Source organism: Pseudomonas sp. 5.2 (assembly GCF_059025405.1).
The window spans coordinates 26,156-42,029 of sequence record NZ_JBYBHH010000025.1 but is presented as its reverse complement, the minus strand read 5'-3'; the positions used below and the strand labels follow the sequence as shown (position 1 = coordinate 42,029).

Sequence of the window (15,874 nt, the reverse complement as noted above, 5' to 3'; positions counted from 1 at the left end):
CGGTGCCCGATGAGATTTGAAGGAATAGGTTTTGATTAAGCGTAGAAAGGTTGCAATCGTTGGCTGTTCGTACCGCTTCCCTGGATCTTCCAATGCCAGCTTCTGGCAAAACCTGATGGAGGGGCGCGACCTGGTCACCCAGGTCGACCCTTCTCGGTGGGAGAAATCTGAGTTTCTGCACCCGGACAAGGCCAACCCTGCGACCAGCTACACCTTCGCCGCGGGCACTTTGGGCGACATCAGCGCGTTCGACGCGGGGTTCTTCAATATTTCGCCGCGTGAAGCGGGGATGATGGACCCCCAGCAGCGCATGCTGCTGGAAATGTGCTGGGAAACCTTCGAAAACGCCGGGGTCAAGCCGTCGAGCCTGCGCGGCAGCAACTGTGGCGTGTACCTGGGCATCGCCGGTGTCGAGCAGTCCTACCGGCTGGTCGAAGACCTGGCGTCGATTGATGGTGCAACCGCCACCGGCAACACCATGAGCATTGCCGCCAACCGCCTGTCGTTCTTCTACGACCTGCGTGGGCCGAGCATGGCCATCGACACCGCCTGTTCCTCTTCGCTGGTGGCCTTCCACCAGGCGTGCCAGGCCATCCTCAGCGGTGATGTCGACCAGGCGCTGACCGGCGGCATCAGCCTGCACATGCACCCGTTCGGCTTCATGATCTTTGCCAAGGCGACCATGCTGTCGCGCACCGGGCGCTGCCAGTCGTTCGATGAGAATGGCGATGGCTATGCGCGTTCGGAAGGCGGTGGGTTGTTCCTGCTCAAGGACTACGACCAGGCCGTGGCCGATGGCAACACGATTTTGGCCGTGGTTGCGGCCAGTGCGGTGAACACCGACGGGCGCAAGTCCAGCCTGACCCTGCCTAACGCCGAAGCCCAGGCTGCGTTGCTCAAGCAGACCTACGCCAAGGCGGGCATCAGCCCCGACCAGCTCGATTACCTGGAAGCCCATGGTACCGGTACCTCGGTCGGTGACCCGATCGAAACCCGTGCCATCGGCGAAGCACTGGCCCAGGCGCGTGGCAATGGCAACCCGTTGCCGATTGGCTCGGTCAAGAGCAACCTTGGCCACCTGGAGGCCGCGTCCGGTGTGGCGGGCCTGATGAAGGCGCTCAACTGCCTGACCGAACGCACCGTGCCGGCCACCATCGGGGTCAAGGCGCTTAACCCGAATATCGCGTTTGGCGACCTGAACCTGCAGGTGGTCACCGAGCCGCTGCCGCTCAAGCCTGAAGGCCAACTGACGGTCGGCGTTAACTCGTTCGGCTTTGGCGGTGCTAACGCGCACGTCATCCTGCAGAGCCCCGAGCCGCAGGCTGCGCCGGCTAAAGCTGCCGAGGCGCGACGCGTACCGCTGCTGCTCAGCGGCAAGACCGAACAAGGCCTGCGCGCCACCGCCGAGCGCTTTGCCGCGTACCTGGCCGCCCACCCAGAGCTGGATTATTACGACGTGGCCTACCAGGCCATGTACCGCCGGGACGCGCACAGCCATCGCCTGCTGCTGGTCAGCGACAATGCCGCCGAAGCCGCCCAGGCCCTGGACGACTATGCCCAGGACCCAACCCTCAGTGAACTGAGCGCGGTGCTCGAAGCCGGCCAGGCACTGGAAGCCGCCTCGGCGCCGGTGTTCGTCTACTCCGGTAACGGCTCGCAGTGGCAAGGCATGGGCCGGGCGATGCTCGGTCAACCGCTGTTTGCTGCTGCGGTGGATGAAGTGGATGCGTTGTTCCAACCGCTGGCGGGCTATTCGTTGCGCGCCGAGCTGCTGGGTGACAACGGCGAAGGCCGTTATGCCCGCACCGAAATCGCCCAGCCGGCGCTGTTTGCCTTGCAAGTGGCGGTGACCCGCGTGCTGGCCGCCGAAGGCATCCACCCTGTCGCGGTGATCGGCCATAGCGTCGGCGAAGTGGCCGCGGCCTGGGCCAGTGGTGCCCTGAGCCTGGAAGACGCCACCCAAGTGATCTTCCACCGCAGCCGCCTGCAAGGGCTGACCCGCGGTACCGGGCAGATGACCGCCGTGGGCCTGTCGGGTGAAGCCGCTGGCGAGCTGATCACTGAACTGAAGCTGGACGGCCGCCTGGTCGTCGCCGGTGAAAACAGTGCCCGTGGCGCCACCCTGGCAGGTGAGGTCGACGCCCTGACGCTGCTGGAAGAAACCCTTGCCGAGCGCCAGGTGTTCGCCCGCCGCCTGGACCTGGACTACGCCTTCCACTCGCCAGCAATGAACCCGATTGAACAGGCCGTCATCGACGACCTGGCGCACATCCGCCCGCGCGCCACGCAGATCCCGTTCTACTCCACGGTGGTCGGCGGCGAGCTGGATGGCGAGCGCCTGGGCAACCACTACTGGTGGCAGAACATCCGCTTCCCGGTGCTGTTCCAGGGCGCCTTGGACGCGCTGGTGCGCAACGGCCATAACCTGTTCGTCGAGATCGGCCCGCACGCGATTCTGCGCAGCTATGTCACCGATGTGCTGAACCAGTGCGAGCAGCCTGGCCAGGTGGTCGGCACGCTCAAGCGCAACGACCACAGCCCACTGCTGCTGGAACGCACCGTGGCCCGCCTGCTGATTGCCGGCGTCGAGCCGCAGTGGGCAACGCGCTTCCCGGTTGCCGGGCGCCAGGTACGCCTGCCGAACTATGCCTGGCAGCGTGATCACTTCAGCTTGCCGGTGAGTGCCGAGTCGCACAGCCCCTTGAACCGCAAGCGCGTGCACCCGTTGCTGGGTTACCCCGTCGTCGACCAGCCGCTGACCTGGGAAAACCGCCTGGACACGCAACTGTTCCCGACCCTGGCTGACCACAAAGTGGGCGAGTCGGTGCTGTTCCCCGGTGCTGGTTTCACCGAGTTGGCCCTGGCGGCGGCGCAGTTGCACCAGCCGGGTGAGTTCGTTGACATCGAAGAGCTGGAAATCCACAACCCGCTGCTGCTGAGCAGCGAGGGCAGCAAAAAAGTCCGCGTGCACATCGAAGAGGCCGACGGCACGCTGCGCATCATTTCGCGCAACCTGGCGCAGCATGAAGACTGGGTGCAGCACGTGGTCGCGCGCCTGCCGGGCGAAGCCCGTGGCGTCATGCTGGACACCCATGCGCCGGCGCTGCCACAGCGCCCGGCGGACTTCAGCGGCGAGCAGCACCTGGCACTGACCTGTGCGGTCGGCTTGAACTACGGCCCGGCCTACCAGACCGTCGCCGCGGCTTGGGTCGAAGAAGAGCGGGTGCTGGCGCAACTGGCCGTACCTGCCGCCATCGAGCACGAACTGGACGCGCTGCACCTGCACCCGGCGCTGCTGGACGGTGCCTTCCAGCTGATTACCGAACTGCTGGCCAGCAGCCCGGGCCGCAACAACGGGCTGGCCTTCATCCCCGTCAAGCTGGGGCGTATCGCCTTCAGCACGGCAGGTGCTGTGCCGGTGCTGGCCGAAGTACGCCAGCGCAAGCGCACCGCGCATTCGCTGTTGGTCGATTTCACCCTGTTTGATGCCAGCGGCGCTGCCGTGCTGGCGATCAAGGATGCGCGCATGCGCGCCGTGCGCCTGCAGTACGACCGCAGTGGCGATATCAAGCGCCTCGGCCACGTCGGCCTGGCCGCACCGGGCAATGCCGTTGCCGTGCAACGCCACGCCGTGTCCGGTACGCCGGTGGCCGACGCGCTGCACAGCCTGGCCGACGAGCCGGCGCAGTTGCGTTACCTCAATGAAGTCGAACCGCTGCTGGATGTGCTGTGTGCCAGCTTTGTGCTCGACCTGGTCGAGCAGGCCGGTGGCCAGCTGAGCGCCGAACAGGTCGCGCTGTGGTCCCAGGGCCAGGGCGATTACCTGGCGACCCTGCTGCGCCACGCCGAGCAGGACGGCAATGTGCTGCGCAACGCCGATGGCAGCTGGCAGTTGGTCGACAGCGAAGAGCGCCCGTTGTCGGAGGCCATCTGGCAGGAACTGTTCCAGAGCTACCCCGAGTACTTCCAGATCATTCATTCGGTGGGGCGTATTGGCCGTCACCTGCCGACCTTACTGACGGGCGAGCAAACGCTCGAAAGCCTGTTGCCGCGCGAAACCAGCGGCAGCAGCCTGGCGCGCCTGGTGCTCGGTGCGGCCGGCCAGCAGCGCCTCCTCACCGGTATCAGCCAAACCTTGGCCTTGCGCCTTGAGCAATTGCCGGCCGGGCAGCGCCTGCGTGTGCTGGAAATCGGCTTTGGCGGCGCATCGTTTGCCGAGCTGCTGTACGCAGGGCTCGACTTCGACCGCATCGATTATGTCTACGCTGTGGCGGAGCCCGAGCTGCAGCAACGCCTGCATGACGATTGCCCTGCGCTGAGCGTGCTGAGCCTGGAGCAATTGGCCGACGCCGGCCGCTTTGACTGGGCACTGGTGCCGACCGACCTCGCCGCACTTGGCGCAGTGGGCGATGCCTTGCGCCAGGCCAGCGCGCAGCTTAACCCCCATGGCCAACTGGCGCTGCTGGGGCAATACCCGGCGCGTTGGGCTGATTTCGTCTTCGGTGGCGAGCCTGACTGGTGGCTGGCTGGCCCGCAGCACGCGCTTTCGCGTCAGCAGGCCCCGGCCTTCTGGAGCCATGAACTGCAACGCCACGGCCTTGGCCCGCTGCACACCGTCGATGCCTTGCCTGGCAGCGCGTGCGGTAGCTACGTGCTGCTGGCCGACAAGCCTGCGGGCGCTGTGCATGCCTCGGCAGAGGTGCCTGTGCAACACTGGGCGTTGCTTGCCGAAGCCGGGCAGGGCGCTGCCGAGTGCTTGGCCGCACAACTGCGTGCCCAAGGCCAGCTCGTCAGCCTGCTGCTGCCTGGCGATGCGCAGGCGCTGGCTGCCCAGCTCAGCGCGTTGGACCAGGCGCCAGCGCATGTGCTGCACCTGGCAGGCTTCGACAGCGCTGCCGGCCTGGACAACCAGGCTGAGCGCTGCCTGCAGGCAGCCGCACTGGTGCAGGCCTGCGAGGCCCTGGCGCTGGCGCCGCAATGCTGGCTGCTGACCCGTGGCGCTGCCGAACACCTGTACGGCACCGACACCGCCGCCGACGTCGCGGCCATCGCTGACGCGGCGTTCTGGGGCTTTGGCCGCACCCTGGCCAACGAATCGGTCAACTGCCGCATTCGCCTGCTGGACCTGGCCCACGCGGCACCGATCGACCACGTGCTGCCCTCGTTGCTGCACGCCGACAGCGAAACCGAGTTGGCGCTGGACGCCGAAGGCCGCCGCTATGTGCCGCGCCTGCGTGTATTGGCAGACCAGCCCGCCAGCGCCGACAGCGCAGCGCAGTGGGTGTGCCTGGGCTTCGACCTGCCTGGCCAGCTTCGTAACCTGCGTTGGGAGCTGCGCGAGCCGCGCCAACCGGCGGCGGACGAGCTGGACATCGCCGTACGGGCCACCGGCCTGAACTTCCGCGACGTGATGTTCGCCCTCGGCCTGCTGTCTGATGAGGCGATCGAGAACGGCTTCTCTGGCCCAACCCTGGGCTTCGAGTTTGCCGGTGTGGTGCAAGGCAAGGGCGCTGACGTGCTTGGCGACTTCGCCCCGGGCGACCGCGTGGTGGGCTTTGGCCCGTGCAGCTTCGCCAACCGCCTGGTGACCAACGCCAACGCCGTGGCACGCATCCCAGAGGGGATGTCGTTCGAAGCGGCAGCGACCATTCCGAGCACCTTCTTCACCGTGTACTACGCGCTGCACCACCTGGCACGCGTAGAGCCGGGCGAGAAAGTGCTGATCCATGGCGCGGCTGGCGGCGTGGGCATCGCCGCGATCCAGATCGCCAAGTGGCTGGGTGCCGAGATCCACGCCACCGCCGGCAGCGACGAGAAGCGCGACTTCCTGCGCCTGCTGGGCGTGGACAACGTCTACGACTCGCGTTCGCTGGCCTATGCCGACCAGGTACTGGCCGCAACCGGCGGGCGTGGCGTCGATGTGGTGCTCAACTCGCTGGCGGGCGAGGCGATCAACCGCAACCTGCGTGTGCTGAAGCCGTTTGGCCGTTTCCTCGAACTGGGCAAGCGCGACTTCTACCAGAACACCCGTATCGGCTTGCGCCCGTTCCGCAACAACATCAGCTACTTCGGCATCGACGCCGACCAGCTGATGAGCGAACGCCCGCAACTGACCCGTCGCCTGTTCGCCGAAATGATGGCGCTGTTTGCCCAAGGCATCCTGCACCCGCTGCCATTCCGCGAGTTCGACGCCAACCAGGTGGTCGAAGCCTACCGCTACATGCAGCAGGCGCGGCAGATCGGCAAGGTCGTGATCACCTACGCCAACCCGATCGAACGCACGGTCGACACCCGCGAACAACCGCTGCGTAACGTGCAATTGGCAGCCGATGCCAGTTACCTGGTCACCGGTGGCCTGGGTGGCTTCGGCCTGCGCACGGCGCAATGGTTGATCGACAAGGGCGCCCGCCACCTGGTGCTGCTGGGCCGTCGTGGCCCGGCCAGTGCCGAGGCCCAGCCGCAGCTGGCGCTGTGGCAGGCTCAAGGTATCGATGTGCAGGCAGTGGCTTGCGATATCACGGATGCCGGCCAGCTGCGCGCGGTGTTCGAGCGCATCGCAGCCAGCCCATGGCCGCTGCGAGGCCTGGTGCATGCGGCGACAGTGATCGACGACAGCCTGATCCGCAACCTCGATGGCGACCAGCTGCGTCGCGTGCTTGAGCCCAAGGCCAAGGGCGCGCAGTACCTGCATGAACTGACCCAAGCGTTGCCGCTGGACTTCTTCGTGATGTTCTCGTCGGCCACCACCCTGTTCGGCAACCCCGGCCAGGCTAACTACGTCGCCGCCAACCACTGGCTCGAAGCCTTGGCGCGCCACCGTCGTGCCCAAGGGCTGGCGGCCACCGCAGTGCTGTGGGGCGCGATTGACGACGTCGGCTTCCTGGCCCGCAACAGCCAGATCAAGGATGCCCTGCAAAGCCGCATGGGTGGTGCTGCCCTGCGCGCCGAGGCGGCCCTGGCCCAGCTCGAAGCCATGCTGCTGAGCGGTGACAACGGCCAAGGCGTGCTCGAGCTGGACTTCAAAGCCCTGTCGCGCTTCCTGCCGACGGCCACCTCGCCACGCTTCAGCGAACTGGCCCGTGCCCACGGCGGTGACCAGGAAGACGACAACGGCGGTGAAGACATCCAGCGCATGCTGGCCGAGCTTGACGATGCCGAATTGCTCGAGCGCTTTGCCGAGATGCTCAAGCACGAGGTGTGCGAGATTCTGCGCCTGCCGCCCGCGCGCCTGGATGCACAGCGCCCGCTGCAGGAACTGGGGCTGGACTCGCTGATGAGTGTCGAGCTGGTGGTGGCCTTGGAAGAGCGCTTCGGCATTCGCCTGCCGGTCATGGAACTCAGTGACAGTTCCAGCATCGATAAGCTCAGCGTGCGCTTGCTTGAGCTGTTGCGCGGTGAAGCCGGCACTGGCGAAGACCAGCTGGCGCAAAACGTGCTCGCCCGTCATGGCAGCGAACTCAGCGCCGAACAAGTGGCTGAACTGAATGCAGAACTGGCCGAGACCAGTGTGGCACCTAACCGATTGATTGACTAAGAGCTCAGATGACAGCCAAAACCCCGACCGGCCTTGGTGGCGACGCCAAGCAACGCCTGATCCAGCAAGCCCTTGCGCGGCGCCGTAACACAGGCGCCGAAGGCGCGGAAGGTGCCACCCTGGAGCAGGTGCAGCAGGCTGCATTGAAGGTGCCTGAAGCGTTTTACCGTTTCGACCAACACCCGGGTTACCAGCACCTGCGGGTGATGCAACAAACCGCGCAGCGGCTGGGGCTGAGCAACCCGTTTTTCCGCCTGCACCAAGGCACCGCTGGCGCGCAAACCCAGATTGGCGAGCGCGAGTACCTGAACTTCGCCAGTTACAACTACCTGGGGTATTCCGGCCACCCCAACGTTGCCGAGGCGGCCAAGGCGGCGATCGACCGCTACGGCACCTCGGTGTCTGCCAGCCGCCCGGTCTCGGGTGATCGCCCGCTGCACCGTGAGCTGGAGCAGGGGTTGGCCAGGCTGTACGAGGTGGACGACGCCGTGGTGATGGTCAGTGGCCATGCCACCAACGTCACCACCATAGGCTACCTGTTTGGGCCGCGCGACCTGGTGGTGCATGACGAGCTGATTCACAACAGCGTCCTGCAGGGCATTCAGTTGTCCGGTGCACGGCGTTTGAGCTTTGCGCATAACGACTGGCAGGCGCTGGACCGCCTGTTGAGCGAGCAGCGCCAGCACTTCGAGCGGGTGCTGGTGGTGGTCGAAGGCATCTACAGCATGGACGGCGACTACCCTGAGCTGCCCCGGTTCGTCGACATCAAGCGCAAGCACAAAGCGTTTCTGATGGTGGATGAAGCGCATTCGCTGGGCGTGATGGGGGCCACGGGTAAAGGTATCCGTGAGCACTTTGGCCTGGCGGGTGATGACGTCGACATCTGGATGGGCACCTTGAGCAAGACCTTGGCCAGTTGCGGCGGGTATATCGCTGGCAGCACGGCGCTGATCGAGCACCTTAAGTTTCTGGCCCCGGGCTTTTTGTACAGCGTCGGCATGCCGCCGGCGGTCGCAGCGTCGGCCTTGGCGGCGTTGCAGCTGCTGGCGGCGGATAACGGGCGGGTTGCCCAGGTGCAGGCGCGGGGCGAGTTGTTCTTGCGCCTGGCGCGTGAAGCGGGCCTGGACACCGCCACCAGCACGGGGCTTGCGGTAATCCCGGTGATTACCGGCAGTTCGTTCAAGGCGGGGCGGTTGTCCAGTGCCTTGTTTGAGCGGGGCATCAATGCCCAGCCGATCGTCTACCCGGCCGTGCCGGAGCAGGCAGCGCGGGTGCGCTTTTTTGTCTCGTGCGAGCATACGCCCGAGCAGATCCAGCACACGGTGGCGGTGGTCGCTGAAGAAATGGCGCGGCTGGGGTGATGGGGTAAGGTCTGAGGGGTTGCTTGGCAGCCCTTTTGGCGTGCTATCAATGAGCCATCAATGATAGCTGGAATCTGGCCACTGCAAAGCGGCTAATCATATTAAATCGAAGCAAGAAAAGCCGAACTTACTTCGAGCGCTCTAGTGTTAAACATCTAAATAATTCCTCTTTAAAGCGACGCACAAAAGTGTCTGTGTAAAGTTTGCGTAACGCCTGCAACTTTAAAAAATACGACTATCGTGATCATTAACCGGGCCACCCCCTGGGCCCGTCGTGTATCCGATGGAGTATTTATGAGCAGAGTGACTCTTGCTGCTGTTGTATCGGTGTGCGTCTGCGCCGTGCCAACCGTTTGCGATGCGACTTCTCACACTGCACCGGCTTTTGCGTTTGGCTTACAGGGAAGCTACACCGAACAGGAATTCACCGGGCACGGTAAAACCGACACGGAACATATGCCAGAAGGCGGCGCATTCATTAACTTCGGCAATAAAATGACGTCAACCGACGGGTTCATTTATCAGGCAGAACTCAGCGGCCTCTATAGCAAGCACCAGAACCAGAAGGTCAAGGACGCGCAGGCCGACCTCGACCTGGGCTGGCGTATTGCGCTGGCTGAGCGCCATTCCGTCGACCTGCTGGTGGGCGGCGGTTACAAATGGAACCGCCTGCAGCCGAACAACCGCAAGTACGACATCGACCTCACCAACCGCACGCCTTTTGCCAAGGTGGCGTTGGGTTACAACTACCGGTTCAATACCGCGACCCTACGTTTCGAAGCCGGCGTGCGTAAGCTGATCAATGGTGATTCGCAATTGGAGATCCATGGCATCAGCAACGAGAAAGTGGATTTGAAAGACGGCACTCACCCATTTGCCGAAATGAGCCTGCTGTTTAATCAGGACGGCGTGGTACCGGTGATTGCCTCGTTGTATTACAGCCGCTTTGAATATGAGTTGGACGGGCAGTTTGTAATGACCCCAACGGATACGCAGGTGCAGGATGAATACGGTATAAAACTTGGCGTCAGCTTTTAATCCTGCACACGCAAGGGCTTTCGTCACACGCAGCCACTTGTAGGAGCAGCCTTGTGCTGCGAAGAGGCCGGTGCCAGCACAATCAATCTTCGCTGCTGCCACTGGCGTCTTCGCAGCACAAGGCTGCTCCTACAGGTGTCTGTGCTGACCGAAGGAATAACTGAGCGCATGCAAAGGCTTTCGTCAGGCGCAGTCCCTTGTAGGAGCAGCCTTGAGCTGCGAAGAGGCCGGTGCCAGCGCAATCAATCTTCGTTGCTGCCACTGGCGTCTTCGCAGCACAAGGCTGCTCCTACAGGTCGGTGCTGAACGAAGGAATAACTGAGCACATGCAAAGGCTTTCGCCAGGCGCAGTCCCTTGTAGCAGCAGCCTTGTGCTGCGAAGAGGCCGGTGCTAGCACAATCAATCTTTGCTGCTGCCACTGGCGTCTTCGCAGCACAAGGCTGCTCCTACAGGTCGGTGCTGAACGAAGGAATAACTGAGCACATGCAAAGGCTTTCGTCAGGCGCAGTCCCTTGTAGGAGCAGCCTTGTGCTGCGAAGAGGCCGGTGCCAGCGCAATCAATCTTCGCTGCTGCCACTGGCGTCTTCGCAGCACAAGGCTGCTCCTACAGGTCCGTGCTGACCGACGGGATAACTGAGCACTGCCTCAAATATGCGGCGGCTCATAGGCATTCAGCTGCTCCACAAACCGCCAATGGCTCTTCTTGTCAAACCCCATCCAGCGCTTCAGGCGGATGTCCCAGCGCATGTGATGGTTGGCAATCCACGGCAGGGCAAACAGGTGCGCCCCGCGCCAAGGGATGAATGGGTTGCGCCGCAAGCTGGCGTAAATTTCTACCCGGTGGCTGGCCTGGTGGCTGGCGCAGCGGGCGTGGAAGCCGGATGTATCGGCCACCACCAGGGTATTGGCGGGCACCGCAAAGCGGCGCGGCTGCGGCAGGCCAAGGGCGGCGAGGTCGGGGGTGTCGATACGGAACGAGCCCTCGCGGTGCATCTGCTCGGTCGAGCGGGCAGCGCCCAGGCTTTGCTGATACTCCCAGGCCAGGCGCTCGGGCGTCAGGCGGTGCGACCCCGGCACATAACTGAATGGCCCTTGGTCGTCGGCCACGTCATCCAGGAATAACCACGCCTTGGCGGTGGGGTGGAAGGTGTCTGCGTGCAGGCGGGTTTGCGGGTCCTGGTCGGCATTGGCGGCATCGATGATGATCGACTGCAGCTGATAGGTAATGCCGCCCGTGTTGGACGATGCATAGGCAATCAGGTCCCGTACCCCACGGTCCGCCACAAACGCCGCACTGGCCGGGTTGCTGGCCAGCACATCCTGATCAAGGCTGACCCGGCGGGTAACCGCACGCCCTTGGCGCATCTCCCAACCGGTGCTGCGCAAGGCACCCAACTCTGCGCGCAACGCCGCGAACTGGTCAGCGGGCAGGGCGTTTTCGCGGATGAAAAAACCGTTTTCCTCAAAATGCGCACGCTCGCCGGCATCCAGGCGCGGTGCCAGGGCCTGGCGACGGTAGCTGGCCATGGCCATCGCCAATTGGCGACGCTGCACATGCAGGCCAAGCGCATTCAGCCGCGCACTGCCGAGTACCGGGTTGTTCTCGAACGATTTCGCGTGGGTGGCCAGTTGCATGCAATGCCAGGGGAGCGCCGCATAGCGGCCGATGTCCTTGATCGATACGGGCATGTTCTAGTCCTTTGATGGGGCCAGTGGCCGGCCGCAGCCGAGCATGGTCCGGGAGTAATTGAGCAGCGGCGCCACGCGCCGGTGTTCGGCCAACCGCGCAGGGCGCGGCATCGACAGGCAAGCGAGGGCGTGCCAGGCATCGCAGGGCAAGTCTTGCTGAACGTCGGCATAGCTCGCATAGCGCATCAAGGCGCCGGCTACCAACTGGTCCAGGGTCAGGCGCCGAGTGCGGCGCGGCAGCGGCTGGTGGTCGTGGGTCAACCCCCAGCCGGCATAGAACGGTGTGCCGTAAGTCACCACCGGCACGCCGCGCAGCAGCGCTTCGAAGCCAGCGGTGGAGCTCAAGGTGTGCAGCGCATCGACCTGGCCGTAGAGGCTGGCGATATCGACACCGCCCAACACTTGGTCAGCCAGGCCCGTCAGTAGCGCCGGGGCAACTTGGCCCTGGCGCTTGCCGGCCTCGACGTCCGGGTGAGGTTTGTAGATGATCCAGGCGTCCGGCAACTGCGCGCGCACCCGTTGCAGCAGGCGCAGGTTGCAGCCTGCGCCGCCGCCGCTGCACAGCGCCGAAGCGTCATCTTCGACCTGGCCGACCACCAGCACCCGTGTTTGGCCCGGCTGGCCCAGCAACGGCGGAATCGGCCCGCTGCGCAGGTTGAACTTGCTGGTGCCGCTGGCGACGATCTGTGCCCTTAACTGCGCGGCTTCGGCCAGGCTGGCGTCATCGAAGTCGGTATTGAGCAGCAGCCATTCCAGGTCACTGTCCGACGCGGAGTCATAGTGAATACCGCCACGGTCCAGCACCAACGACAGGGCCGGGCTGTTACTCACCCCCAACCCCGTGGACCGCATGAAGCCGTCCTCGACCCGCCAGATCGGCACCCCCTGCTGGCGCGCGCGTTCAGCCAGGCTGGCGGGCTCCCGCGCCGCCCACACCAGCAGCCGGCCGTTTTCTGCCGCCACCTGCTGCACCAGTTGCGGGCTATCCACGGTAAAACGCAGCTGGCCCCAGCGGCTGGCAAAGAAGCGGCGAATGTTGTGCTGCTTGTGGCGCTTGACCCCCAGCACTGTGGTAGGCCCGGCAAATTCAGTGTCGCGTGCCTTTTTGCGCGCCAGCTGGCGAGCGACGGTCAGCGCATCGGTCAGCTGGCCGGTGAGCGGGTCGACATAGCGGCAATAACGGATGTACGCCGCCGCCACCAGTTGCTCCAGGCTCGGCCGCGCCTGGCGGCGGGGGATGGGCATGCGGTCGTCGGTCAGGCCCCAGCCAGCGTAAAACGGCAGCCCGAAGCAGGTCACCGCCACGCCCTGAATCAACGCCTCGAGCCCAGCCTGGCTGGTGCCCACATACACCCGCTGAGCCCGCTTGGCCAACGACGCCCACGCCACTGGTCGTGCCTCCAGCGGCACGCCCCGGGCTTGCGCGGCGGCCAGCAGGCAGCTGGGTTTCTGCCCGCCCAGGCAGTCCGGGTGAATACGCACCCGCACATCGGCATCAGGGTGCTCGGCCAAGGCGACATCGAGCATGCGCACGTAGTCCGCTTCGCACAAACCGCCACCGGGGATCGAATAGTCGCCCGCCGTCTGGTCAACCACCAGCACCAACGGCCGCTCACGGCCCAGCGGGTCGTCTGCGGGCAGGTCCTGGGCATTGTTGTACTTGCCGATGCCCGTGCTGCGCATCAGCGAGATCAGTGCGTGCGCGCATTCCAACTCGTGCTCGGTCAGCGCCTCGGGTTGTTGCAGGATGTTCTCGAGCAGCGAAGGCCGGTCTGCCAGGTAGTGAATACCTATCGGGTCAACCACCATCGACATCGGCGTGTCGCCTTCGATGCCCAGCGACGAAGACCGTAAAAAACCGTCCTCCAGCGCGATATAAGGCAGCCCCCAGCGCTGGCACAACACGCGCGCCTGCGCAGAAGACTGCTTGTAGCCGATACCGGCAATCGCCTTGAGCCCCTTCGGTGCCTTGCTACCCCGGCGCCACAGCCAGAAGGGCGGGCCCTCGGGCCCAAGAAACTGCGGCAGGTGCAGCACCTTCCAGGCAACCCACTGCGACATGATGCCGACCCAACCCGGGCCGTCCACCAGTGCTTGCAAGGCCACTGCTGCCGGCGCTTCAATACGGTTCATGGCACCCCCCGCCACATGCCACGCACCGGCGGGAACGGCACCCAACGCTTGCGGCGCAGGGCAAAGCCATTGTGCAGGTACAGCCGTTTGGCCCGCGGGTTGTTCAGCGGCACTTCCAGTTCGACCTCGGTAAAGCCCAGCTTGGCCGCATGCGCACAGCACGCCTGCACCAACGCCGCCCCCATGCCCTGTTGGCGAGCCGCCTTGCTCACGCGCAGCCCATACAACAAGAACGGGTAACGCCACTCGCGCAGCTCGCTCAGGCAAAACCCGGCAAAGCGCACCCAGCCACTGATTAGCCCGAACTCGCGAATGAACGGCCGCCAGTGCAACGCAAATGGCCCACGCCCGTCATGCTTCAAGGCGGCAAAGCCCAGCGCCTGCTCGCCTTCGAATGCCAGCAGCACGCGGTCCCAGTGGATGGCCCCGCCCAGCAGGCGATAGCGGCAAGCAGGGTTACCGATCAGAAACGCCAGCGAACCGCGCCCCTGGGTCAGCAACTGGGCCAAGGCAGGGTCTGCGGCACGCTCCGGCGCCAGGTCCGATCCCAGAACGATGCGCACCACGTCGTCAGGCTACCCCAGCCACGGCACTGTGCGCCGCTTGGCCCTGTGCGGGCGCCTGGGCGTGTGCCAGCAGCGCGCTGGACAGCTTGTGCACAGCGATGGGGCACGCTTGGCTGCCAGGCTGGCGCCGGTTGGACCAGATCAGGTAGTCAGTGTCGCCGGCCGGCGCGCCGACCGCCTGGTAAACCTCGGGCAGGATCGGTACATGGTCACCAAAGAAGCACAGCAGCGCCTCGTTGGGCTGGCTCAGTAACGTTTCGCGCAGCATGCCAAGCATGCGATCGGCATTGCCGATATGCCGCAGGTAAGGCGCCAGGTCTTGCATGCCCGGTTGCAGCGGGCGGTCGAACCAGGCCGGCAGCTCGTGCTCGGCCACGCTTTCCAGGTGCAGCGGCCCGTGGTTTTCCATGGTGACCGCGTGGATGAACAACGGCTGAGTACGCCCAGGCGCCTCCAGCAGTTCACGAATTTTCTGCGCCACCGCACAATCGCCAATGAACGGCCCAGCCTTTTGCGACGGGTTGAACGCGCGCACATCGATGAACTCATCGAAGCCCAACGCCGGCAGCACTTTATTGCGGCCGTAGAACCCACCGTCATACGGGTGAATGCACACCGTGCGATAGCCCAGCGCCTTCAGCCGCGAAGCGATGCTCGGCAAGCCCCGGCGCGCCAGTACGCGATAAGGGTTGAAACGGTGCACGCCAAGCCGCTCGGACGGGATGCCCGTGAGGTAGGCAAACTCGGTACGTACCGTGTTGGCCCCCCACGCCGCTACCTGCAGCTTGCCGCGCGCAAGCGCCTGGCTGGCCAGCACGTCATACTCGCCCAGCACCTCAGCCCGCACGCCAGGCCACAAGCCACGCACATCAAAGAACGACTCGCTCTGCACCGACACCAAGTCCGCCAGCCCATTCCCCGTGGGAGCGGCTTTACCCGCCAATGCGCCAGCCGCCCCGACACTACCCTCACAAGCAAACGGCGACCCCAACCCAGCCTGATCAACCGGCGCCCGCGCCGCCCAAAAATACCGCCACAAACTGGCCGCCAACCCCCAGCCCCGCACATCGCGCTCGGCATCAAAGCTCGGCACCACCCGACGATGCCCCAACCGCAGCAACCCCAGGCCAATCACCACCGGCAGCAACGCCTCAACCCGCGCCCCCGGCACCTCGAAGCGCAACCCCGCCCACAGGTAAACCAGAAACCCGACCGCCAGCACTGCCGCCTTGCCAAACCCAAAGAACGGCAAATACAACCGCGGAAACTTCACCGCATCGCTGAAGTACTCGAAATCCGCACACACAAACGGTTCGCGCAGCGAGTGGTACTTCGAGTTGCTCACCAGCACGATCAGCACCCACAGCAACAGCAGGTTCACGCCACTGAACAGCGGCCGCGCGGTCAGCGCATACAGCAACCCAAACCCCACGCACCACAACCCCACATGCAGCATCCAGCAGTCAGCCGGGCGGCGCAGGGCAGGGCGGGGTATCAACAAGCGTTCGACCAGCACGGTCAGCATCAGGCCGATCAACGCAACCGGCAGCAG

Annotated in this window: 7 protein-coding genes; 3 read left to right on the top strand and 4 right to left on the bottom strand. The window is 64.7% G+C overall.

From position 1 onward, the window contains the following. The first annotated feature begins 31 nt into the window (after window positions 1-31). From AC5PZ0_RS26690 to AC5PZ0_RS26680, 3 genes are all read left to right on the top strand, one after another. Window positions 32-7,534 (top strand): SDR family NAD(P)-dependent oxidoreductase, encoded by a 7,503-nt coding sequence (locus AC5PZ0_RS26690; protein ID WP_493856073.1) that lies wholly within the window; start codon window positions 32-34, stop codon window positions 7,532-7,534. An 8-nt stretch (window positions 7,535-7,542) separates the two neighbouring features. Then, entirely contained in the window at window positions 7,543-8,895 is a 1,353-nt protein-coding gene (locus AC5PZ0_RS26685; RefSeq protein WP_238215131.1) for an aminotransferase class I/II-fold pyridoxal phosphate-dependent enzyme, read from the top strand. 294 nt (window positions 8,896-9,189) lie between these two features. Then, on the top strand, window positions 9,190-9,933 hold the full coding sequence (locus tag AC5PZ0_RS26680) for a hypothetical protein (protein WP_274883847.1): 744 nt from the start codon (window positions 9,190-9,192) through the stop codon (window positions 9,931-9,933). 646 nt (window positions 9,934-10,579) lie between these two features. On the opposite strand, the gene AC5PZ0_RS26675 is transcribed toward AC5PZ0_RS26680, so the two are convergent. The 4 genes from AC5PZ0_RS26675 to AC5PZ0_RS26660 are packed head-to-tail and all read right to left on the bottom strand — an operon-like array spanning window position 10,580 to window position 15,874. After that, on the bottom strand, window positions 10,580-11,623 hold the full coding sequence (locus AC5PZ0_RS26675) for a phytanoyl-CoA dioxygenase family protein (RefSeq protein WP_493856072.1): 1,044 nt from the start codon (window positions 11,621-11,623) through the stop codon (window positions 10,580-10,582). 3 nt (window positions 11,624-11,626) lie between these two features. After that, window positions 11,627-13,756 carry a capsule polysaccharide biogenesis protein gene (locus tag AC5PZ0_RS26670; protein ID WP_493856071.1) on the bottom strand — a complete coding sequence of 710 codons (2,130 nt, stop codon included), beginning with the start codon at window positions 13,754-13,756 and terminating at the stop codon, window positions 11,627-11,629. Next, on the bottom strand, window positions 13,753-14,322 hold the full coding sequence (locus AC5PZ0_RS26665; protein WP_027595980.1) for a GNAT family N-acetyltransferase: 570 nt from the start codon (window positions 14,320-14,322) through the stop codon (window positions 13,753-13,755). Before AC5PZ0_RS26665 ends, AC5PZ0_RS26670 begins: the two co-directional genes overlap by 4 nt. A gap of 4 nt (window positions 14,323-14,326) precedes the next feature. Further along, a complete protein-coding gene (locus AC5PZ0_RS26660) occupies window positions 14,327-15,874 on the bottom strand; it encodes an LTA synthase family protein (RefSeq protein WP_493856078.1) in 1,548 nt (515 codons plus the stop codon).